Source organism: Halomarina pelagica (assembly GCF_024228315.1).
GTDB lineage: Archaea > Halobacteriota > Halobacteria > Halobacteriales > Haloarculaceae > Halomarina > Halomarina pelagica.
In genome coordinates, this window is the sequence record NZ_CP100454.1 from 2,885,610 (window position 1) to 2,905,621 (window position 20,012).

The 20,012-nt window shown below is 69.1% G+C and carries 23 protein-coding genes, 1 tRNA gene and 2 pseudogenes; 14 read left to right on the plus strand and 12 right to left on the minus strand.

The window, feature by feature from the left end; translation table 11 throughout:
* Positions 1–40: 40 nt before the first annotated feature.
* Positions 41–1,012 (plus strand): class I SAM-dependent methyltransferase, encoded by a 972-nt coding sequence (locus tag NKI68_RS14975; RefSeq protein WP_254543912.1) that lies wholly within the window; start codon positions 41–43, stop codon positions 1,010–1,012.
* Between the two features lie 63 nt (positions 1,013–1,075).
* Here the strand turns inward: NKI68_RS14975 and NKI68_RS14980 are convergent, their stop codons facing one another.
* Both NKI68_RS14980 and NKI68_RS14985 read right to left on the minus strand, forming a co-directional pair.
* Positions 1,076–1,465, minus strand: a complete 390-nt coding sequence (locus tag NKI68_RS14980) for a hypothetical protein (RefSeq protein WP_254543913.1) — start codon at positions 1,463–1,465, stop codon at positions 1,076–1,078.
* 1 nt (position 1,466) lies between these two features.
* On the minus strand, positions 1,467–1,709 hold the full coding sequence (locus tag NKI68_RS14985; protein WP_254543914.1) for an amphi-Trp domain-containing protein: 243 nt from the start codon (positions 1,707–1,709) through the stop codon (positions 1,467–1,469).
* 387 nt (positions 1,710–2,096) lie between these two features.
* Between NKI68_RS14985 and NKI68_RS14990 the strand changes: the two genes are divergently transcribed.
* Entirely contained in the window at positions 2,097–3,173 is a 1,077-nt protein-coding gene (locus NKI68_RS14990; RefSeq protein WP_254543915.1) for a glutamate-cysteine ligase family protein, read from the plus strand.
* 445 nt (positions 3,174–3,618) lie between these two features.
* Here the strand turns inward: NKI68_RS14990 and NKI68_RS14995 are convergent, their stop codons facing one another.
* Positions 3,619–3,771, minus strand: a complete 153-nt coding sequence (locus NKI68_RS14995) for a C2H2-type zinc finger protein (protein ID WP_254543916.1) — start codon at positions 3,769–3,771, stop codon at positions 3,619–3,621.
* An 878-nt stretch (positions 3,772–4,649) separates the two neighbouring features.
* Here NKI68_RS14995 and NKI68_RS23595 point away from each other — a divergent pair.
* Together NKI68_RS23595 and NKI68_RS15000 are read left to right on the plus strand one after the other, a co-directional pair.
* Positions 4,650–4,817 (plus strand): annotated as a pseudogene (locus tag NKI68_RS23595) (histidine kinase); the annotation flags it as partial.
* 292 nt (positions 4,818–5,109) lie between these two features.
* A complete protein-coding gene (locus NKI68_RS15000; RefSeq protein WP_254546440.1) occupies positions 5,110–5,403 on the plus strand; it encodes a PadR family transcriptional regulator in 294 nt (97 codons plus the stop codon).
* A gap of 45 nt (positions 5,404–5,448) precedes the next feature.
* On the opposite strand, the gene NKI68_RS15005 is transcribed toward NKI68_RS15000, so the two are convergent.
* From NKI68_RS15005 to btuC, 6 genes and pseudogenes are all read right to left on the minus strand, one after another.
* A complete protein-coding gene (locus NKI68_RS15005) occupies positions 5,449–6,369 on the minus strand; it encodes a universal stress protein (RefSeq protein WP_254543917.1) in 921 nt (306 codons plus the stop codon).
* A 200-nt stretch (positions 6,370–6,569) separates the two neighbouring features.
* Positions 6,570–6,642 (minus strand) — tRNA-Thr (locus NKI68_RS15010).
* Positions 6,643–6,962: 320 nt separating this feature from the next.
* Positions 6,963–7,229 carry a UPF0058 family protein gene (locus NKI68_RS15015; protein ID WP_254543918.1) on the minus strand — a complete coding sequence of 89 codons (267 nt, stop codon included), beginning with the start codon at positions 7,227–7,229 and terminating at the stop codon, positions 6,963–6,965.
* Between the two features lie 88 nt (positions 7,230–7,317).
* Positions 7,318–8,049 carry a CAP domain-containing protein gene (locus tag NKI68_RS15020; protein WP_254543919.1) on the minus strand — a complete coding sequence of 244 codons (732 nt, stop codon included), beginning with the start codon at positions 8,047–8,049 and terminating at the stop codon, positions 7,318–7,320.
* 348 nt (positions 8,050–8,397) lie between these two features.
* A pseudogene (locus NKI68_RS15025) lies at positions 8,398–9,186 on the minus strand (ABC transporter ATP-binding protein); the annotation flags it as partial.
* Positions 9,183–10,307 carry a vitamin B12 ABC transporter permease BtuC gene (btuC, locus tag NKI68_RS15030; RefSeq protein WP_254543920.1) on the minus strand — a complete coding sequence of 375 codons (1,125 nt, stop codon included), beginning with the start codon at positions 10,305–10,307 and terminating at the stop codon, positions 9,183–9,185. The pseudogene NKI68_RS15025 and the gene btuC, both read right to left, overlap by 4 nt.
* Positions 10,308–10,368: 61 nt before the next feature.
* Between btuC and NKI68_RS15035 the strand changes: the two genes are divergently transcribed.
* The 4 genes from NKI68_RS15035 (at position 10,369) to NKI68_RS15050 (ending at position 13,309) form a co-directional block, all read left to right on the plus strand.
* Positions 10,369–11,499, plus strand: coding sequence for a PGF-CTERM-anchored ABC transporter substrate-binding protein (locus NKI68_RS15035; protein ID WP_254543921.1), 1,131 nt, complete (start codon positions 10,369–10,371; stop codon positions 11,497–11,499).
* A 217-nt stretch (positions 11,500–11,716) separates the two neighbouring features.
* The gene (gene srp19, locus NKI68_RS15040; protein ID WP_254543922.1) at positions 11,717–11,995 is read left to right on the plus strand and encodes a signal recognition particle subunit SRP19; all 279 of its coding nucleotides are present in this window, start codon (positions 11,717–11,719) and stop codon (positions 11,993–11,995) included.
* On the plus strand, positions 11,992–12,219 hold the full coding sequence (locus NKI68_RS15045) for an H/ACA ribonucleoprotein complex subunit GAR1 (protein WP_254543923.1): 228 nt from the start codon (positions 11,992–11,994) through the stop codon (positions 12,217–12,219). The genes srp19 and NKI68_RS15045 overlap by 4 nt, the downstream gene beginning before the upstream one ends.
* Before the next feature lie 73 nt (positions 12,220–12,292).
* Entirely contained in the window at positions 12,293–13,309 is a 1,017-nt protein-coding gene (locus NKI68_RS15050) for a presenilin family intramembrane aspartyl protease PSH (protein ID WP_254543924.1), read from the plus strand.
* Positions 13,310–13,793: 484 nt separating this feature from the next.
* On the opposite strand, the gene NKI68_RS15055 is transcribed toward NKI68_RS15050, so the two are convergent.
* Positions 13,794–14,783 carry an ornithine cyclodeaminase family protein gene (locus NKI68_RS15055; protein WP_254543925.1) on the minus strand — a complete coding sequence of 330 codons (990 nt, stop codon included), beginning with the start codon at positions 14,781–14,783 and terminating at the stop codon, positions 13,794–13,796.
* Between the two features lie 109 nt (positions 14,784–14,892).
* Entirely contained in the window at positions 14,893–15,114 is a 222-nt protein-coding gene (locus tag NKI68_RS15060; RefSeq protein ID WP_254543926.1) for a DUF8015 family protein, read from the minus strand.
* A gap of 345 nt (positions 15,115–15,459) precedes the next feature.
* On the opposite strand from NKI68_RS15060, the gene NKI68_RS15065 reads away from it, so the two are divergent.
* On the plus strand, positions 15,460–16,593 hold the full coding sequence (locus NKI68_RS15065) for an MFS transporter (protein ID WP_438267782.1): 1,134 nt from the start codon (positions 15,460–15,462) through the stop codon (positions 16,591–16,593).
* Here the strand turns inward: NKI68_RS15065 and NKI68_RS15070 are convergent.
* Positions 16,577–16,999 (minus strand): DUF3054 domain-containing protein, encoded by a 423-nt coding sequence (locus NKI68_RS15070; protein ID WP_254543928.1) that lies wholly within the window; start codon positions 16,997–16,999, stop codon positions 16,577–16,579. The two genes, NKI68_RS15065 and NKI68_RS15070, sit on opposite strands and share 17 nt — an antisense overlap.
* Before the next feature lie 96 nt (positions 17,000–17,095).
* Here NKI68_RS15070 and NKI68_RS15075 point away from each other — a divergent pair, with 96 nt between their 5' ends.
* From NKI68_RS15075 to NKI68_RS15095, 5 genes are all read left to right on the plus strand, one after another.
* Positions 17,096–17,698, plus strand: coding sequence for a GNAT family N-acetyltransferase (locus NKI68_RS15075; protein WP_254543929.1), 603 nt, complete (start codon positions 17,096–17,098; stop codon positions 17,696–17,698).
* Positions 17,699–17,791: 93 nt separating this feature from the next.
* Entirely contained in the window at positions 17,792–18,118 is a 327-nt protein-coding gene (locus NKI68_RS15080; protein ID WP_254543930.1) for a DMT family transporter, read from the plus strand.
* 84 nt (positions 18,119–18,202) lie between these two features.
* Positions 18,203–19,183 (plus strand): flap endonuclease-1, encoded by a 981-nt coding sequence (gene fen / locus NKI68_RS15085; RefSeq protein WP_254543931.1) that lies wholly within the window; start codon positions 18,203–18,205, stop codon positions 19,181–19,183.
* 271 nt (positions 19,184–19,454) lie between these two features.
* Positions 19,455–19,721: a dodecin family protein gene (locus NKI68_RS15090; RefSeq protein WP_254543932.1), complete on the plus strand. Its 267-nt coding sequence runs from the start codon at positions 19,455–19,457 to the stop codon at positions 19,719–19,721.
* Between the two features lie 39 nt (positions 19,722–19,760).
* Positions 19,761–20,009 (plus strand): BolA family protein, encoded by a 249-nt coding sequence (locus tag NKI68_RS15095; RefSeq protein ID WP_254543933.1) that lies wholly within the window; start codon positions 19,761–19,763, stop codon positions 20,007–20,009.
* Positions 20,010–20,012: the final 3 nt, after the last annotated feature.

The window sequence follows — 20,012 nt, forward strand, 5'->3', positions numbered from 1 at the left end:
AAAGCGAAGCCCGTAAGCCCGTCGCCCGGCCACCCCGGGTATGGACGTGCCGTGCGTGCGCGTGCGACCGACGGCTGGCGAGGAGACCCGGCAGGAACTCGCGGCGCGCGACCTCATCGCGGACGACTACGAGATCGCCGTCGAGGACGGCTGGCTCTACATCCCGGTCGTCGGGGAGCCCGAGGGCTACGACGTCGTCGCCCACGACGTGCCCCCTCGGGAGGGCCAGACGCTCCCCGACGACATCCTCGGGTTCGCGCCGCGTTACGAGCGCCTCGGCGACGTCGCGATCGTCGACGAGGACGACGAGGAACGCGCCCGCGAGATCGCGGACGCGCTCGTCGCCTCCGACCTCCCCATCGCGAGCGTCGTCAACCGCGCCTCGAAGGTGAAGGGGGACATCCGGGTGCGCGACTGGGACGTGCTCGCCGGCTCGACGCGGACGGTCCACCGCGAGTACGGCTTCGAGTACGAACTCGACCTCGCGCGGGTCTATTTCTCGCCGCGATTGGCGACCGAGCGCCACCGGGTCGTAGAGCAGGTCGAGGCCGGCGAACGCGCGTTCGACATGTTCGCCGGCGTCGGGCCGTTCGCGATCCCGTTCGCCGCCCGTGGCGCTGAGGTGGTCGGGACCGACCTCAACGAGGCGGCGATCGAGTACCTGCGGCGGAACGCGGCGCGAAACGGCGTCTCAGACCGCGTGACGGCCATCGCTGGCGACGTACGGGAGGTCGAGGGGTACGACGACTGGGCCGATCGGATCGTGATGAACCTCCCGCACAGCGCCGACGAGTTCCTCGACACCGCCGTAAGTCTCGCCGGCGACGACTGCACGCTCCACTACTACGACATCCAGCACGAGGAGGATCCGTTCGGGCCGGGCGAGCGGGCGATCCGCGAGGCGGCCGGGTCCGACTACGAGGCGGCGGTCGAGACCCGTCGCGAGGTGCGCTCGTACGCGCCCCACGAACTCAACGTCTGTCTGGACGTCCGCCTGACGCGGCGACGGTAACTGCGCCGGGGTGTGGCGTGCGGGCACCCCACGTCGACGCGTTACGCTCCGGGCGTCGGCAGGTTACGCTCCGGGGACGCCGAGGGCGTCCATCCCGACGCCGAGGAACGTCCCGAGGAGCCACAGCACCACGGCGGAGGCGATGACGGCGATGACGCCGACGGCGGCGGCCGCGAACCACCCGCCGGGGTACTGCCAGTTGATGACGCCGATCCAGGCGACGACCGCGAGAAGCGGTCCGAGGAGCGGGACCCAGCCGAGGAAGAAGCTCACCAGCGCCCACACGAGCGCCCCGACGAGCGCAGTGAAGATGGCGCGGCCGAAGCCCACGTCCCGGTCGATGATGAGCGTCGCGCCGACGTGGATGCCGATCGCGCCGATGAGCAGGCTGATGACGAACGCGACGATGGAACTCGTCAGTCCGGCGTCGACCTGCAGGAGCAGTTCGCTCATCTCAGGTCCTCCAGTTCATGGTGATCGTCATCTCCTGGCGGCCCTTCCTGATGAGCGCGGACCGCTCCTTCACGCTCACCCCGCAGGCGACCTCGTTTCCCGGCTGGAGCGTGACGCGCTTGTTCCCGACCTGGATGGTCGCCTCCTCGCCCTCGCCGCGGGCGAACTCGTCGGCGATGCCGTGAAGGTACGACGCGAGTTCCTCCCGCGTCATCTCCTCTTCGAACGATGTGGTGTCGGTCATGATCCCGAACACAAAGTACGCGACGGCGAGTTATGAAAGTATTGCGCGCAGGTACAAGACGTCTATCTTTACTCTGAGAATATATCAGATTATTTTATTTCTTCTAGTTTTGTCGGACGAGCGGTCGAATTTGAGGGTGAGACTGACGTCGAGGAGGTCGGACGGTGATCGCGACCTCCGTCCCCGGGCGCTCTCGTCGGTACGCGCGCGCCGGTCCCGTCGAAAACGACGGGGGACCGAGTCGCCTTCCCGCCCGCACAGGTCCGGCCGAGTTCTGACTCGCCGGTGTCGTTTTCCCTGCCGGAGGAGTAGATCGACCGAGATCGCGCCGACGTGGTCGCCCACTGCTCCCGGCGACCGGCGCGCTCGACGGTCCGTGATGATCCCATGAAGATAGGACTCGAAGTCGAATACTGGCTCGTAGACGAAGACGGCGAACTGGTGGCCGTCCCGCCCGAACTTCCGGAGGCGCACGACTTCCTCGAGGAGGAGTTCATCCCGCCGTTACTCGAGGTGCTCACGCCGCCGGCGTCCTCGCTGGACGAACTCCGGACGGCGCTCGTCGACAGGGTCGAAACGACGCTCGGGCTCGTCGGCGAGTACGGTTACCGGCTCGTCCCGCTCGGTTCCCCGCTGGCCCGCGAGTCGCTCACCATCACCAGCGAGCGGGGGAAGGTCCTCCAGCGGATCTACGGCGAGGAACTCGAGTACGCGAAGCACTGCGCCGGGACGCACGTCCACTTCGACAAGGGCGAGGTCGTCCGACAGTTGAACCTGCTGACCGCCCTCGACCCCGCGCTCGCGCTCGTCAACTCCTCGCCGTACTACAGCAGCAGTCAGGTCGCCAGTTCGTCGCGGGCGGCGGTCTACCGCTACGAGGCCCACCGGGAGTTCGCCCGCTATCGCGACCTCTGGGACTACGTCTCCGACATCGAGGAGTGGAACGCGCGCGTCGAGGAACACCACCGCGACCTCCGGCGGATCGCCGAGGAGGTCGGCGTCGACCGCGAGCAGTTCGAGCGGTACTTCCCGCCCGAGAGTTCGGTGTTCACGCCGGTCCGGTTGCGCGAGCAGTCGCCGACGGTCGAGTGGCGCGCGCCGGACACCGCCCTCCCCAGTCAGACGCTCCGGCTCGTCGAGGACGTCGAGCGACTCCTCGCGCAGACGGAGTACAAGGAGGTCGTCGTCGGCGAGACCGGGACGTGGACCGACCGGATCGGCCTTCCGCCGTTCGCCGAACTGCAGGAGTTGAGCCGGGAGGCGATCAGCGACGGGCTTCGCTCCCTCCGCGTTCAGGACTACCTCACGACGATGGGCTTCGACGTCACGCGCTACGATCCGATCGCGGACCGGATCGAGCGGAACTGGACGATCCCCCGCGAGAAGGCCCTCGAGATCAGGCTGGAGTTCGCCGACGAACTCGAAGCCGACGTCGAAGCCCTCTCCCGGGCGTCCAGTGCGTAGACGGACGCCGAGGCGTCACTCCGTCGAGCGTCTCGGGACACCGTCGGGTGATCGCGTTCTCCTCCCGGACGGTCGTCGCGGGGTCACGGGTTCGCGGGGCACGGTGCTCGATCGCCCGCAAAAAGGACACAGGTGGGGATGTCACGGTTCAGGTGGTAGATGAACCGTACGAATCCGCGTCGGCTGATGCCCCCTTTGTGCACCTCACCGAGAACGGATTCGTCACTAGCGACTTCATCCTCGCATAAAACGTTAATTGAGCGAGACGTGATCGTCTCCCGTCGGATATTTTCGCGGGTGCGATCACGTTCGCCGACCGCCGGGAGCGCGACGGCACGGCCAGCGCCCCCGCGGGTTCCGCTCGCGGTCGCGCCGCCTCTCGCCCTCGGCGGCGGACCGTCCTCCGTCACGCGATGGATCCTCGCCGTGACCGGCGAGGGTGACGCTACCTCTCGCTCTTCCGGGACTCCCCACCGACGACGGCCTCGTCGTGCACCTGCAGGTGGTGGCTCTTCATCCCGCGCGCCGTGAGGAAGCACTTCCCGCAGGCGGGACACTCGATCGCGGATCGTTCGTCGGTGGATTCGTTGGACGACATGCGGTGACTCCACGAAGCGCGGGTGTCGATCCCGCCCCACAGGCGACGGGCACGGCGCTCCGTGGCGCGACGCTACGCCCTATATTAATATAATGGTTCGTGTGAGATTCGCCGGCCGACCCGTTCGGCAACAGCGCGGGTTCGCCGTCGCCCCGGACGACGATGCTCCGGTCGACCGTCCGTATCTGACACGATAGATAAAAGACTGCCACGCCTGAGAAAGCTATTTATTACAGTGGTATTTACTCGCTCTCGAGTCGTGACCCGGTTTCGACTCGAGTGAGAGTACCTATGAGCGAGGACGAATCGGAGATTCCCCTAGCGGAGTGCCCGAACTGCGGTGGAACCGTGCTCGAAGTCTACATCGAGGACGGAGCGTGTCCTCACTGCGCGGAGGACGAGTGAGACGTTCGATTTCCGGGTGTCGCCGCTGACCCCTCGAACGAAACGACGCTCGTTCTCATCCCCGATCGCACGCGGTCGTCCTACGCCCAGCGCGTGCGTTCGTTCGACGGTGGCGGTGCCGAGGCGAGACGCTCCAGTCGCCGGTTCGTCGGCGGTACGCGCCCCGGCAGTGAAGAGGAGACGCACCGTCCGTGGGCAGGACGGCGAGTGAGTGTGCGCCGACGAGGATTCCCCACCCGTGACCGGACGTACTCGTCGTCCGTGCCCTCCGGACGGATGCGCCTGTTTCAGGCGACACGCGTCGGTTATAAATAGATTGTTCCGACGATACGTGAACTTCGCTCGGGGTAAGGAGTACGTTCCTCCTCACACGGCGGTCGGCGGTCCCCGACGCTCCTCGGGAGTGGACCTCCCCGGGACGAAGGGGGCGGCGAAGCGCGGCGTCGTCACTCCTCGAACGACCCGCGCTCGGGCTCGGGTACGGGGCCGTCGTCTGGGCCGTCGCGATGTCGCTGTGGCTCGACGCGCTCGGCGCGGCGGCCGCGCTCCCGTTCCCGTGGTTCGACCCGATGACGCTCGTGGCTCACCTGGCGTACGGTCTCGTACTCGGCGTGGTCTTTCCGGTCGTCGAGTTCGAGTGACGATCTTCCCGATCGCCGAGTCGAGTGAGAGCAGGCGTCGATCCTTCGGACGGATCGACGCGACGGCGCGACTCTCTTCCACGCCCACCTGCGTTCGCGGTTAGGCGGCGATGACCGTCGACGACGCCTCGCGTACGACGTTCGTTCCGCGGAATCGAACGAACAGTGGGAAGGATACCGACCGCGAGAGCGTTTCGTTCGTCGATCGGAGAAGTCCGCGTTTATACCGTCCCGTACGCTCGAAAGAGCCGATTAACAATGACCTATCACCTGGTGGGGTGACACGATGAGCCTGTTCGACCTCACCGGGTTTCAGCGCGACCTGTTGTACGTGATTGCAAGTTACGACCGTCCGTCGGGCCAGCAACTCAAGACCGATCTCGAAGCCGACTTCGACCGCGAGATCACCCACGGGCGGTTGTATCCCAACCTCGATACCCTCGTGAACCGGGGACACGTCGAGAAGGGGAACGTCGACCGCCGTACAAACTACTACGCGCTCTCCGAGAAGGGGCGGAAGGCGCTCGCCGACCGTCAGGAGTGGGAGGACCGCTACCTCCCCTTCGAGACCTCCGCCGGCGTCTGACGCCGACCCCGACGCCAACCCCGACGTCGGCGAGCGGCGAGACCGTCAGTCGCCGGCGAGGGGCCGCGCGGCGTGGGCGTTCCGTGCCGACAGCACCACGCTCTGGGCGTTCGCGCGGACCGACCGGTTCGTGGAGCCGTGGATCAACTGGCGCAGCGAACCCGTGGTCGGCGCGCCGATCACCGTGAGGGGATAGTACCGCGACTGCTCGACGATCGCCTCACCGGTGTCCTCCGCCTCGAGTATCCAGGTCGTCGTGGTCTCGGGTCGCCCGATGCGCTCGTACGCCGCGTCGACGTACTCCTCCGCGGCGCTCCGCCGGCGATCCGACGCGTCCTCCCCGACGACGTGGAGGACGTCGACCCACGCGTCGCAGTCTTCGGCGATCTGCCCGGCGACGTCCGTCGCCAGGCCGGAGTGGGGGCCACCGGCGATCGGAAGGAGGATCGACGGCACCTCGTCGTAGCCGCTCCTCCCGTTGACGACGACGACGTCACACCCGGCGTGGGCCGCGATCTGCTCCGTGACCTTCCGGTGGAGGAGGTCTCTCGGCGAATTCCCCGGCAGGACGAGCGTGTCCACGTCGTGGGTCGCGATCGTGCGGAGGACGCCCCTGACGATCCGGCGACTATACAGGATTCCGCCGTCCACCTGTGACGTCGACGCGGCGGCCTGATCGAGCGCCCAGTCGAGGAGTTCGCGATCGTCGTCGGTCGCGACCTGCTCGCGGAACTCCATCGGGGTCTGCTCGGGGATCCTGACGGGATTCGTGAGGTAGAGCGACGCGTCGGCCGTCCGAGCGAGCGTCGCCGCGATCTCGAGTTGGTCGGTGATCGCCGGGACCTCCGGGGAGAGAAGTGGCACGAGGATGCACTCTCCGGTGAGTTCCCCGGCCATGTACGCCGTCTCGTCGACGAGGCCACCGTCGTCCCCCGACCACGTCGGCGCGAACGGTGCGAAGTCCATACGCTCCGTTTGACGTCACGGTCACAAAAACCCGTACGGTACTTGCTAACAGATAGGGACGTCTCCGGTACGGCGGCCGGGCGCGATACCGTCACCGACGTCTGCTCGTACCGGGTGGATTCGAATCGGGATCGACGCTTCGTCGCTCCCGGATTCGGATCGACTGCTCGCGCTCCTCGCCACAGTTCGCGGACAGAAAGAGCCGGTGGGGGGATTTGAACCCTCGACCTAATCCTTACGAAGGATTCGCTCTGCCAGCTGAGCTACACCGGCGCGGTCTTCGACGCCTCGCGGCGCAACTGATACTGGTGCGAAGAGCAGTATAAGGGTTGCGGAGTGCCGCCGCCGTGTCGCGGTATGCCGGGGCGACCGGCCGCCCGATCGGACCCGAGCGGTCCCTGGGACGGTCGTCTCCTACCACGAGCGACGAGGTCGCTCGTGGGATGGGCGGGACCGGACCTACCCGCCGGTCACAGCACCAGCGCGAGCGCGACCCCGAGAGCGATGACGACGAAGACGACGACGGCGACGAACAGGAAGAAGCGATCCGCCGAACTCACGTCCCTCCCCTCCTCATGCTGGGCTCGACACGATCAGTTGCTGTGGACGCTGGCCTGGCGTTCGTCGGCAGGCTCCCCCTCGACGCGATCGAGCGCGCGCTCCGCCGCCGCGGTGAGACGTTCCGCCAGCGTCCTGACCGCGACCTCGTGATCGCCCTTCGACCGGTACACCGCCGCGGGCGCGACGCCGAGCGACTCGTACTCCTCGAGTGCGTCCTCCGGTAGGTCCCCCCGTACTCGCATGTACCGTGCGATTCGGTCGAGCAGGGCGTGATAGTGGACCAATTCACGCTTTCTCATCGTACTCGTCTTACGGTTTAGGAACACCTAAACCCTTCGCGGGATACCGGAACGGACCGGAACGGACCGGAACGAAGCGGACGGGCGCTCAGCAGAGATCGAGCGTCGCGTAGACGTACCCCTCGTCCGTGACGGACACGCCTGTGCCGACCCGCTCGGCGTACCGGTAGGTGAGTTTCGTCCGGGCGTCGGGATCATCGGTCCAGCCGGTCACGATCGCCCGGGCGATGGCGCGCTCTCCCGGAACGTCTCCCGCGCTGAGTTCGACGCGGGAGACGACTTCGAGTTCCCGTCCTTCGCGAACGCCCGAGCGCGTGTCGTCGGGGACCCGACACTGGTCGTAGAGGTCGAACGTCTCGTATCGTTCCAGCGTGGTGTAGCCGCCGGCGGCGTGCGCGGGGTAGCCCTGTGCGACCATGTTGTCGCTGTGGAACCGGGCCATCGCGTCGAGGTCGTCGGTGCGCGCGAGCGCCGGGAGGTCGCCGCTCGCCTTCGCCCGCACGTCGGCGTTCACGATCGCGACGATCTCGCGCTCGACCCGCGCCGCGTCCACCTCCTCGGCGGGGAACGCCCGTTCGTCGGTCCCGTCGGCCGCGTCGTCGGTCCCGTTCTCGCCTCCCGTCGCGTTCGTCCCGTTCGTCCCGGTCGGTTCGCGAGGGGTGTCCGTTCCGCTCTCGTTCGTGTCACCACCGTCGCCCGAGGAAGACGGCGCGTCCGTCGCCGTCGGCCCGTCGTACAACTGCGCACCGAGGAAGCCGCCCACGGCCATCGACGCGAGTACGACGCCGCCGATGACGACGAGCAAGACCTTGTTCACCATCACGCTCACTGGGACGCCGAGAAACATCTAATTTTTGGATACTGTAATTAGATAATGTATGTGGTGGTGTCGTGTATTTCTCCTCTCGCCGGCCGAGGAGCCGTCCCGACCGTCCCGTCTCCCGTTCGCCCGTATTCCGCCCGCTCCGCGCCCGTTCGTCCCACCCCCGTCCGTTCCACCGGGCTCGCCCGCCCCATCCCGAACCGCCGTCTCGTACGCTCTACACGCCTCGCGTCCGATCCGCGCCCCGATCGCGACTGACGCACGCGTCCGACCGACCCACGCGTCCGACTCATGCGTCCGACCGACTCACGCGTCCCGTTCGTCGCGAGCGCGGGGGCCGTCGACTCCCTCGCGGTCGGCGTGGTGTCCCCCCAGCGCCGTCACCGACGGCGTTCCGGTGACGGGGTTCGTGCGTACGGCGGACGCCGTGTCGAACGCCCGCCGGACGACCTCCTCGGTGAGGACCTCGGCCGGGGGTCCCGCGGCCAGCGCCCTCCCCCCGGCGAGGACGACGAGGGCGTCGCAGTACCGCGCCGCGAGGTCGAGGTCGTGGATGGCGGCCAGGGCGGTCCGCCCGTCGTCGACCAGCCCCGAGACGAGTTCGAGCGTCCCCACCTGGTGGTTGATGTCGAGGCTCGCCGTCGGCTCGTCGAGGAGGAGCGCCGGCGTCGCCTGTGCGAGCGCGCGCGCGAGGAGGACGCGCTGGCGCTCCCCGCCGCTGACCGACCCGACGGGCCGGTCCGCGAGGTGACCGACGCAGGTACGCTCCAGCGCCCGTTCGACCGCGTCGGCGTCGCCCGGGTCGGCGCGCTCGAACCGTCCCCTGTGTGGGGTTCGGCCCATGGCGACGACGTCGCGCACGGAGAAGTCGAAGCCGAGCGTGGTGTCCTGCGGGACCGTCGCGAGGAGGCGGGCGCGCTCGCGGGCGGACAGCGACGCGACCGGGCGACCGTCGACGGTCACCCTGCCGCCGTCCGGGGCGATCACGCCGTTGATGCACCGCAGGAGCGTGGTCTTGCCGGCCCCGTTGGGTCCGACGATCGCCGCGAAGCTCCCCGTCGGAACGTCGAAGGAGACGCCGTCGAGCACACGCGTCCCGCCGAGGGTCACCCGGAGGTCGTCGACGGCGATCACAGCGCGTGCACCTCGCGCCGGCGGAGCAGGTAGAGGAAGAAGGGCGCGCCGAGCGCCGCCGTGACGATGCCGACGGGGAGTTCACCCGGGCCGGAGCGGGCGAGTGCGTCCGTTAGAACCAGGAACGTGCTCCCGGCGAGCGCGCTGGTCGGGAGCAGGATCCGGTGGTCGGGACCGACGAGCAGGCGCATCACGTGCGGGACGATCAGCCCGACGAAGCCGACGACGCCGACGACGGCGACGGCGACGGCGGTCATCAGCGTCGAGACCGCGAGCAGGATCCGCTTCGTGCGCTCGACCTCGATCCCGAGGGCGTGGGCGTCCTCCTCGCCCAGCAGGAGGACGTTCAGGTCGCGGGCGTAGGCCGCGAGCACGCCGAACGAGACGAGCACGACCGGGAGGGTGAGCGTCACGTCGTTCCACCCCGCCCCGTGGAGGTGGCCCATGAGCCAGTAGAGCGCCCGTTCGAGGCTGTCGCCGGCCTGCACGAGCAGGAAGGAGACGACCGCGCCGAGGAACGTCTGGACGGCGACGCCCGCGAGCAGGAGCGTCGCCACCGGCGTCCGCCCGTCCTTCGAGGCGATCGCGTAGACGAGCGCGGCGGCGGCGAGCGCCCCCGCAAACGCGAGCGCCGCGATGCGGACCCCCGCCGGCAGTCCCGCGACGATCGCGGGCGGACCGACGACGATGGCCGCGACCGCTCCGACGGCGGCCCCCGACGAGACGCCGATGATGGACGGATCCGCCATCGGGTTTCGGAAGAACCCCTGCATCACGGTTCCCGCGGCGGCGAGCGCGAAACCGACGACCGCCGCGAGCGCGATGCGGGGAAGTCGGAGCCGTACGACGATGATCTCCGTCGCGCGGCTCACCTCGAAGGCGAACGGGTGGACGTATCCCACGTCGAGCGCCAGCCACGAGACCTGCCCGAGGAGCGGGAGGCGGGCCGGTCGGGACGCGAGCGACACCGACGACGGCACCGCGACCGCGTTGAGGATCGCCTTCGTCACGTCGATCGCGGCGAGATCGACCGACCCGAGCATGACGCTCCCGACGACCGACGCGAACAGCGCGACCGCTAGGGCGACCGACCAGGCGACGGTTCGCGCCCACCGTTGCATGATCACAAGCCGGTTTGGATTAGGTAAATACTTATTGAATACTCACCGATCGGTCTGACGCATGCGTTTCCGCCTACTCGTCGTGCTCGCGGTTCTGCTCGTCGGCGTCGTTCCGGCGAGCGCGGTCCCCGCGAGCGCGGCACAACAGGAGCAAGCACAGTGTTCGTTCCCCTACAGCGCGACCGACGCGACGGGGGCGAACGTGACCGTCGAGGAGGAGCCCCAGCGCGTCGTCGCGTTGCAGGCGAGCACCGCGCAGATCATGTGGGAGATCGGCGCGAAGGACAAGGTGGTGGGGATGCCCGTCCGGTCGTACACCGCGTACCTGGACGGCTCGAAGGAGCGCACCGACGTGCTCACCGACGGCGGGATGGCCGTCGACGTAGAGCAGGTCGTCAAGCTCGACCCCGACCTCGTCGTCGCGCCGGGGAGCATCGCGGACGAGCAGATCCAGCAGATCCGCGACGCCGGGATCCCCGTCTACAAGTTCGCCTCCGACACCTCCATCGAGAGCATCTACCGACAGATCGAGCGCGTCGGTCGGCTGACCGGCGAGTGCGAGGGCGCGGAGCGAACCGTCTCCGATATGCGCGACCGCGTTCAGCTCATCGAGGGTGCCGTGGAGGGCGAGGAGCGACCGAGAGTGCTCTACACGTTCTACGGCTACACGGCGGGCAACGGCACGTTCATCGACAGCGTCATCACCGCCGCTGGCGGGCAGAACGTCGCCGCCGAGGCGGGCATCCAGGGGTACGCACAGATCAGCGAGGAGCAGGTCGTGAAGCAGGACCCCGAGTGGATCGTCACGCCCAACGACGCCCCGCTGCCCAACGGGACGGCCTACGAGAGCACCACCGCGTTCCGGAAGAACCAGACGGTCACCGTCAACGCCAGCCTGATGAACCAGGCCGGGCCGCGCGTCGTCCAGCCGATGACGAAGCTCGCGAAGACGTTCCACCCGGAGGCGGTCGAGGAGGCGCTCGCCAGCGCCGACGCCGCGAACGGGACGAACGGCACGGACGACTCGGCCGGCACGAACGGTACTGACGGGACGAACGGAACGAACGCGTCCGCCGACGCGACCGACGGCAACGGCTCCGGCGGAACGGGCGGGAGCGGCCCCGGCTTCGGCGTCGCCGCCGCTGTGGTCGCCCTCGTCGGCGCGGCGCTGCTGACGCTCCGGCGAACGTAGTGCCAGACGGCGGTTTCGTTCTCGGCCGTGGCTCGACAGCCGCGGCTACCGCCGGTCGCCCCCCGAGCACCGTCCGGGCGTCCGTCCGAGCGCCGCGACCGTCGACACCGGAGGCGTCGATGCCATGACGACTCGGGAACGAGAGGCGATGGTGGCCCCGGGAGCGGGGGGCGGAGCCTTCGAAACCTAGTTCACCCTCCCGTGGGGTATCGAGCACATGGTCGAGAACGTCATCTGGCCCGCCGCCCTCGACGCCAACTGCTCTCGGCGCGAGGGACGGCGCGTCTCGCTCGAACTCGCCGTCGAGGACCCGACGGTGGACGAGATCGCCCGGGCCGTCCAGCAGGTCGGCTACGACGCCGTCATCGAACGCGACAAGACCTACCCGCGGGAGTACGAACCCCGCGGGCGCGTCCTGGTCCAGAACGCCGACGACGCGGGCAAGAGCGACCTCCTCCAGGCGGTGGCGGCCTACGTCGCGGCCCTCCGCGAATGAAGCGCGTCGGCGAGGCGGTCCGGACCGCCCAGGGACTCGTCGTCGTCCGCTCGCCCGACAGGTCACACCCCGACTTCGGCGTCCAGGTGCTCGACGAGAACCTGGACCGCGTCGGGCGCGTGGTCGACGTGTTCGGTCCCGTCTCCCGCCCCTACGTCGCCGTCTCGCCCGACGACGACGTCCGCCCCGCGGCGCTGCTCGGAACGAAGCTCTACGCCCGGTGACGGTCGTCGTCGCCCGACCGTCGACCACCGGCCAAGCACAACGCACAAACGACGCCTCTCCCTGACTCCCGATATGAACAGACGGGCGTACGTCGCCGCCGGCGCGACGGTACTCATCTTCCTGCTCGTGCAGGTCGGCGCGCTGGCGATGGTCGAGCCGTTCAAATCCGCCGGACTGCAGACCGTCGAAGACCCGCAGGATCCGACGAACAGCCTCCTCTACCTCGTCGCCATCCTCGTCGCCACGGGCGCGATGCTCGCGGCGTTCAAGCTCGGGGGGGACGCCGTGATCCGCCTGTTCATCGTCCTCTCCGGGGGGATGCTCTCGTACTACGTCTTCCTCGTCCTCCTCCCGCCGGTGGTCGCCGTCGGGGGGTTCAGCGGGGCCGCCCTCGGGGCGGCGGGCCTCCTCGCGCTCGCGCTGCTCGTCTACCCCGAGTGGTACGTCATCGACGCGACCGGCATCGTGATGGGCGTCGGCGCGGCGGCGCTGTTCGGCATCAGCTTCGGTCTCCTGCCCGCCCTGCTCCTCCTGGCGGCGCTCGCCGTCTACGACGCCATCAGCGTCTACGGCACCGAGCACATGCTCACGCTCGCATCCGGCGTCATGGACCTGCGCGTTCCGGTCGTGCTGGTCGTCCCGCTCACGCTCGACTACTCGTTCCTGGAGGAGGACGGCGCGGCCCGCGTCTCCGACGGGGGGACGACGCCGGACGGCGGGGAGGTGACCGACGACCGGCCGGGAGCGAACGGCGCCGATTCGGCGGGGGAGGACGCGCCGGCCCCGGCCGAGCGCGACGCCTTCTTCATCGGCCTCGGCGACGCGGTGATGCCCACGATCCTCGTCGCCAGCGCCGCGTTCTTCCTCGAGACGCCCTCCCTCGGCGTCCCCGGCCTGCCGGCGCTCACCCTGCCCGCGCTCACCGCGATGGTCGGGACGCTCGCCGGCCTGCTCGTGCTCGTGAGGATGGTGATGAAGGGACGCGCGCACGCCGGCCTCCCGCTCCTGAACGGCGGGGCCATCGTCGGCTACCTCGCCGGCGCGCTCGCGTCGGGGGTCCCGCTGCTTCGTGCGCTCGGACTCGGATGAGAACCCGCCGCGTTTCAACCACCAGCTTTTGCTGCGGTCGCGTGCGGCCGAACCGCTTCGCGGTCGGCCGCGACTCCCTGGCAAAAGCTGGACCAAAAGCCCGCGTCACCTCCTCGGGCGCTCGCTTCGCTCACGCCCTCGAAGGTTCCTTGGCCCGCTCGCTCACTGTGTTCGCTCGCGGGTGCCGCGCTGGCGTCGGCGGTGGTGAAACCGATATTTCGTCCCGTAGCTTTATATCCGAGAGCGGGACCAGCGTCCGTGTGACGTGAGAATCGTCGCGGGGCGCTTTGCGGTCGTGCGACGCCACGCCCCGCGAGCAGCGCCGCGGCGTCGCCTGTCCGCCACTACTGTCTCCGCGCTCGTTCGCTTCGCTCGGTCGCTGGCAAAACCGCGCTTCACCCCCTGCGGTCGTTCGGCGCGTCCGCTCGCGCCTGCGGCGCTCGCGGGCCGTCGGCTCCCCCCACGTCGCGCCTCGGCGGTCCCGCTACCGGCCGGTCAGCGCCTCGCTCCCCGGCGCGAGGTCGACGTACTCGCCGAGGCCCTCGGCCTTCGCCTTCTCGTAGAGCATGTGCGCCGCGGCGACCGTCTCGATAGCGGTGCCGCCGCTGTCGAACACCGTGATCTCGTCGTCGCTCTGGCGGCCCGGAACGTCGCCCGCGAGCACCTCGCCCAGGTCGCCGTGGAGGTGACCCTCGCTCACGACCCCTTCCTCGACGGCCCTGATGAACGCCCCGGCGTCCTGGGCGGCGCGCGCGCGTAGGTCGACGACGTACGTCGCGCGCTCGACGGTGGTCGCGTCGAGTTCGCGCTTCTCGGGGTCGTACCGCCCCATCGCGGTGACGTGCGTCCCCGGTTCGAGCAGGTCGCCGTCGAACACCGGTTCGTCGGCGTTCGTCGCCGTGATCACCACGTCCGCGCCCTCGACGGCGGCGTCGCTGGAGGCGACCGCGCCGACGCTGGCGTCGTACCGGCCGTTCGCCTCGCTAGCGAACGCCTCGCGGTGCTCCTTCGTCGGGGAGTAGACGTTCACCGTCTCGAAGTCGCGGACCGTCACGGCCGCGGCGAGCTGGCCGCGCGCCTGCGCCCCGCTCCCGATGATGGCGAGGACGCTCGCGTCCTCGCGGGCGAGCGCGTCGATGCCGACGGCTCCCGTCGCGCCGGTCTTGAACGGGTTCATGCTCGCGCCGTCGATGAGCGCGAGGGGGTCGCCCGAGCGAGCGTCGAACAGCGGCAGCACGAAGTGCACGTCGCCCCGCTCGAACCCGGCGGCGTAGGTGTAGCCGCCCATCGCACCCGTCTCCGGGAGGATGGCGAGATATCCCGTGAGCATCCCGACCGGTGCCTCGCTGACGAGACGGGTTCGAGGTTCGGCGGGACCCTGCTGGCGGTACCCCTCGCGGACCGCCTCGACGTACTCCGCGGGCGTCGCGAGGTCGGCGAGTTCGCCGCTGGTGAGAAAGAGCGTCTCGGTCATGTGACAGACATGAGAGGGCCGCGGCTTAGCGTTGGCGGCTGCGGCGAATCGAACGCGGTTTCGACGTCGAGAAACAGAGCAGCGGAGGGCTCGGCGGAGGACCGACGAATCAGTCGGCGTTGACGGGACCGCGTACGCCTGCGCCCTCGGATGCGACCGGTCGATCGGTCGGGGCGTTGACGAACATCGCGTGCCCCATGACCGCGACGGCCACCAGCGCCGCGATGGGGACCGCCATGGTGAGTTCGACGCCCGCGAGCGCGAGCGTCCCCGAGATACCTGCGAGCGCAACCGGAATGACCCCTAGAACGACGTCGTAGTACCCAGTCATAATCTATCATAACAAACGGTGATGTGGTACTAAAGTCTTTCGGCGTAACTCGCCGATATCTTCTATCGTAGCAGACGGATATTGACAATCGAACGATGGGGTAGAATCTGTATAAGTTATAGTGTGGTTTCGCAACGAAAACGGTAGACTGCGGGGCTGTATCGGTGATATAAGTATTCGTCGGTACGGTCAACCTTCGCCCGGGGGGACCGACGGCTTGAAATGGATCGTGTGGGGAGTGGTAGTGTGAATCACAACGATCGGGCGATCACGGGGCTGGTGATGCTGGCGCACTCGATGGTTCACACCTACGAGTTCGCCTTTCCAGTCCTCATCACCGTCTGGTTGGTCCAGTTCGACACGACGTCGGCGGTCATCGGGGGGATCGTCGGCGTCGGCCTCGCGCTGTTCGGCCTCGGCGCGCTCCCGGCGGGCGTGCTCACCGATCGGATCGGCTCGCAGCCGCTCATCGTCGCCAGCCTCGTCGGGATGGGAGGGGCGTTCCTCCTGTTGAGCGTCGCGCCGAGCCTGCCGGTCGTCGCGCTCGCGCTCGTCGTCTGGGGAGCGTCCGCGAGCGTCTACCACCCGGCGGGCCTCTCGCTCATCACCCGGGGGGTCGAGGAACGCGGCACCGCGTTCGCCTACCACGGGACGGCGGGCAACGTCGGCACCGCCCTCGGCCCGTTTCTCACCACCGTTCTCCTCTTTCTGCTGGGCGACGACTGGCACCTCGTCGTCGCACTCCTCGCGCTCCCGGCGCTCGCCGGCGCGCTGTTCGCGCTCCGCGCGGACGTGAACGAGACGGCGGCGATCGCGGCCGACGGCGGGACGAGCAAGGCGAACCCCGGTGTCGACTCGTTCGCGGAGTTCGTCGCGACCTCGCGGCGGCTGTTCGTCGGCGCGTTCGTCCTCGTCTTCGCCGCGGTCATGCTCTCGGGGATCTACTACCGCGGCATCCTGACGTTCCTCCCCGAACTGCTCGGCGGCTTCGACGTCATCCGGCCCATGGAACTGTTCGGACGAGAGTTCACGCCCGCCAACTACATCTACACGTTCCTGCTCGGCGTGGGCGTCCTCGGCCAGTACGCCGGCGGGAAACTCACCGACCGCGTGCCGCTCGAACTCGGCCTCGCGGTCGGCTACGGGACCCTCGGGCTGGTCGCGCTCGCATATCTGCCGGTCGCCGCGGTCGGGGTCCTCCCGCTCCTCGCGCTCAGCGCCGTCCTCGGCTTCTTCCTCTTTCTCGTCCAGCCGTTCTACCAGGCGACCGTCGCCGAGTACACGCCCTCCGAGGCGCGCGGGCTCTCCTACGGCTACACCTACCTCGGCGTCTTCGGCGTCGGCGCGCTCGGCGCGCCGATCGCGGGGACCGCCCTCCAGTACCTCTCTGCCGACCTCCTGTTCGTCATCCTCGCCGCGTTCGCGTTCGGCGCGTCGGCGATCGGCCTCTCCCTCCTCCGGCTCAGCCGACGACGCTGACCGCCACCCGCCACGGCAGCAGCAGTGCGAGGCCGACGCCGAGCGAGACGAGGAAGAAGGTCGCCGCGAACTCGCCGTGGAACAGCGCCGTCGCCCGCAGCGCCTGCCCGACGACGACCGCGCCGAACCACGAGCCGGCGGCGTAGACCGCGGCCGACCGCGCCGTCGAGCGGGCCGCGCGCCCGTACGCCCCCACCAGCGGGGCGACGACGAGCCAACCGAGGGCGAACGGGAGGTACGTCCCGAGGACGTACCCCGGGTTCGCCAGCACGAACGCCGCGTCGAAGTGGCTCACCTCGCCGAGGACGACGAACGCGCCGACGAGCAGCAGATCGCCCACGGCGAGTCCGAGCGTCGCGAGGGAGGGATCGATGCGGCCGCGGAGGGTGGCCGTCGTCGTGCTCATGCGGTTCCCTCGGCGCGGGGCGGACTTGACTCCCCCGCTCCGTCCGCGAGCGGTGCCACCGGGAGCTACAAACCCCGCCGGAGGCTACGGTCGCGCATGCAGTTCGCGGTGCTCGGCTGGCCCGAGGACGGCCCCACCCTTCGCCTCGACCACCGGCGGTTCGCCTACGCCGGGAAGTTCGTCATGTCGAACACCGGCAAGGCCGTCGCGCTCGCCGACGGGGTCGCGCCAGACGACCTCCCCGCCGCCCGCGAGGCCCCGGCCCCGGCCGCGGGCGTCCTCGCCGCGCTCTCGTTCAACGGGGACCGGACCGAACCGGACGCGCTCTGGATCCGGTACGTCACGACCCGGCGCGACCGCCGCGGCGAGGGGATCGGCGCGCGCCTCGTCGCGTTCCTCGTCGCTCGTGCCCGCGAGCGCGGGTACGAGCGCGTCCGCATCGCCGTCAACAACGTCTTCGCCTACCACGCGCTCTCCAAGGCGGGCTTCGGCTACACGGGCCGGCAGACGGGCCTCTCGGAACTCGTCCTCGAGCGCTCGATCGATCGGGGGGCCGACCGCGAGGGTCGCCCCGTCGACCGGGGGCGGTACCGCGAGGGGCTCGACGTCTACGCCGCCCGCGACCTGACCGACCACGAGCGGGCGTTCGTCGCGGCGAAGCGAGAAGCGGGTCCGCCGCCGATGATCGACCACTCGTGATCGGCCACTCGGGGTCGGTCGCCCGTGGTCGGTCGGCAGGAACCGTCGCGGTAAATCGCGACGCTTTCAAGCCCCGCCCCCGGACCGTCGACGATGTCGTGGGCCTGGGCGACGCTCCTCGTCGCCGGAATCTTCGAAATCGGCTGGGCGCTCGGACTCGAACTCTCGGACGGCTTCTCCCGGTTCTGGCCGAGCGTCGGCACCGTCGTCGCGCTCGTCGTCAGCATGGTTCTCCTCGCGCGCGCGACGCGAACGCTCCCCGTCGGGACCGCCTACGCCGTCTGGACGGGCATCGGCGCGGTCGGCACCGCCGCGGGCGGTATCGTGCTGTTCGACGAGCCGAACAACGCCGCCCGCGTGTTCTGCATCCTGCTCGTCGTGGCCGGCATCGTCGGACTGAAGCTGACGAGTTCGGTCTGACCGTCGCGATCGCGAACCGCCGTCCTCCTCCCGCTGACGGCGCGAATCCGAGCCTTGATGGGTTCTCCGACGGAACTCCCGGTGATGGGAAACGCAGCGTTGCGACAGCTCGCGGTCGTCGAGGACGTCTCCTTCTCGGACCTCGCCGGGAGCGTCGTCGCCGTGGACGCACATAACTGGCTCTACCGGTATCTCACGACCACCGTGCGGTTCACGTCGGCCGGCGCGTACACGACGGCGGCGGGCGAGGAGGTGGCGAACCTCATCGGCGTCGTCCAGGGGCTCCCCAAGCTCTTCGAGCACGACGTGACGCCGGTGTTCGTCTTCGACGGCGGCGTCACCGACCTGAAGGAAGCGGAGATCGAGGACCGCCGCGACCAGCGCGAGCGCTACGAGGAGCAACTGGAGGCGGCCCGCGAGGAGGGCGACGCGGTCGAGATCTCGACGCTCGAATCGCGAACCCAGCGGCTCACCCCCCTGATCCAGGAGACGACCCGCGAACTCCTCGGGCTGCTCGACGTGCCGATCGTCGAGGCACCCGCCGAGGGGGAGGCGCAGGCGGCGCACATGGCCCGGAAGGGACGGGTCGACTACGTGGGAACCGAGGACTACGACGCCCTCCTGCTCGGCGCGCCCCGGACGCTCAGACAGTTGACGAGCGCCGGTGCTCCCGAACTCATGGACTTCGAGGCGACGCTCGCGAGACACGACCTCACCTGGGAGCAACTCGTCGACGTGGGCATCCTCTGCGGGACGGACTTCAACGAGGGCGTCCCCGGCATCGGCCCGAAGACGGCGGTGAAACTCGTCCACGAGCACGGCGACCTCTGGGGCGTGTTCGAGGCGCGTGACGCCTACGTCGAACACGCCGACCTGATCCGCGAACTCTTCCTGAACCCGACGGTCACCGACGACTACGACTTCGAGACGGCCATCTCGCCGGACGTCGACGCCGCCCGCGCCTACGTCTGCGAGGAGTGGGAGGTGCCAGAGAGCGAGGTCGAACGCGGCTTCGAGCGCATCGAGGAGTCGGTCGCACAGACGGGACTCGACGACTGGCTCTGAACGCCCTCATCGTTCCCCGTTTCCTTCCCCCTCCCCCCTCGCGACCTCTCTCCCCTCCTCTCGTTCGCCCCCCTCGTCGCCCTCCCCTCTCGTCACCGTTCCCTCTCGTCGCCCTTCCCCCTCGTCATCGTCCCCCCCCCTCGTCGTCCGTCCCCGCCTCGTTCCGCGTTCGCTGTCGTTCCACTCCGGCCGTCGTTCCCGTCCGCCGGTGGTTCTCCAATCGTGTCATACGAACGAACGAAATACCCGGGCGTTGTACACCCCGAGGCCCATGACGGCAGTGAAAATCATCAAGGTGCTCGGTACGTCGAGCGAATCGTGGGAAGACGCCGCCCAGGAGGCGGTCAGCAAGGCGAGCGAGACGATACACGACATCTCGGGCGTCGAGGTCGAAGACTGGACGGCCTCCGTCGAGGACGGGAAGATCGTCCAGTACAAGGCGACCGTGGAGATCGCCTTCCCGGTCGAGGCCCAGCGGCGCGATCGGAACTCGGGCGGTCGGAGCGTCATCCAGCGCCTCCGTCCGAAGTCGCGCTGAGCCCTCGCGCTTTTTGTCCGTCGCGCCGCCAGTAGGGGTATGACGCCCGAAGACGTCGAGCGGCTCATCGAGGAGGGTATCGAGGACGCCGAGGCGACGGTCACGCGCCCGCGCGATCCCGACGACGACACGCACCTCGCGGCGGTCGTCGTCTCGCCCGCCTTCGAGGGCCGCCCGCTCGTTCGCCAGCACCAGCTCGTCTACGACGCGCTCGGCGAGCACATGACCCGCGACATCCACGCGCTCGAACTCAAGACGTACACGCCCGAGGAGTACGAGCGACGGTAGCCG

Coding starts and splice junctions, on each gene's coding strand:
- NKI68_RS14985 (WP_254543914.1), bottom strand. CDS start 1,709: ATGACCGACACCACATCGTTCGAAGAGGAGATGACGCGGGAGGAACTC.
- NKI68_RS15035 (WP_254543921.1), top strand. CDS start 10,369: ATGCGTTTCCGCCTACTCGTCGTGCTCGCGGTTCTGCTCGTCGGCGTC.
- srp19 (WP_254543922.1), top strand. CDS start 11,717: ATGGTCGAGAACGTCATCTGGCCCGCCGCCCTCGACGCCAACTGCTCT.
- NKI68_RS15050 (WP_254543924.1), top strand. CDS start 12,293: ATGAACAGACGGGCGTACGTCGCCGCCGGCGCGACGGTACTCATCTTC.
- NKI68_RS15090 (WP_254543932.1), top strand. CDS start 19,455: ATGACGGCAGTGAAAATCATCAAGGTGCTCGGTACGTCGAGCGAATCG.
- fen (WP_254543931.1), top strand. CDS start 18,203: ATGGGAAACGCAGCGTTGCGACAGCTCGCGGTCGTCGAGGACGTCTCC.
- NKI68_RS15070 (WP_254543928.1), bottom strand. CDS start 16,999: ATGAGCACGACGACGGCCACCCTCCGCGGCCGCATCGATCCCTCCCTC.
- NKI68_RS15095 (WP_254543933.1), top strand. CDS start 19,761: ATGACGCCCGAAGACGTCGAGCGGCTCATCGAGGAGGGTATCGAGGAC.
- NKI68_RS15015 (WP_254543918.1), bottom strand. CDS start 7,229: ATGAGAAAGCGTGAATTGGTCCACTATCACGCCCTGCTCGACCGAATC.
- NKI68_RS14980 (WP_254543913.1), bottom strand. CDS start 1,465: ATGAGCGAACTGCTCCTGCAGGTCGACGCCGGACTGACGAGTTCCATC.
- NKI68_RS14990 (WP_254543915.1), top strand. CDS start 2,097: ATGAAGATAGGACTCGAAGTCGAATACTGGCTCGTAGACGAAGACGGC.
- NKI68_RS15020 (WP_254543919.1), bottom strand. CDS start 8,049: ATGGTGAACAAGGTCTTGCTCGTCGTCATCGGCGGCGTCGTACTCGCG.
- btuC (WP_254543920.1), bottom strand. CDS start 10,307: ATGCAACGGTGGGCGCGAACCGTCGCCTGGTCGGTCGCCCTAGCGGTC.
- NKI68_RS15045 (WP_254543923.1), top strand. CDS start 11,992: ATGAAGCGCGTCGGCGAGGCGGTCCGGACCGCCCAGGGACTCGTCGTC.
- NKI68_RS14995 (WP_254543916.1), bottom strand. CDS start 3,771: ATGTCGTCCAACGAATCCACCGACGAACGATCCGCGATCGAGTGTCCC.
- NKI68_RS14975 (WP_254543912.1), top strand. CDS start 41: ATGGACGTGCCGTGCGTGCGCGTGCGACCGACGGCTGGCGAGGAGACC.
- NKI68_RS15075 (WP_254543929.1), top strand. CDS start 17,096: ATGCAGTTCGCGGTGCTCGGCTGGCCCGAGGACGGCCCCACCCTTCGC.
- NKI68_RS15005 (WP_254543917.1), bottom strand. CDS start 6,369: ATGGACTTCGCACCGTTCGCGCCGACGTGGTCGGGGGACGACGGTGGC.
- NKI68_RS15060 (WP_254543926.1), bottom strand. CDS start 15,114: ATGACTGGGTACTACGACGTCGTTCTAGGGGTCATTCCGGTTGCGCTC.
- NKI68_RS15055 (WP_254543925.1), bottom strand. CDS start 14,783: ATGACCGAGACGCTCTTTCTCACCAGCGGCGAACTCGCCGACCTCGCG.
- NKI68_RS15080 (WP_254543930.1), top strand. CDS start 17,792: ATGTCGTGGGCCTGGGCGACGCTCCTCGTCGCCGGAATCTTCGAAATC.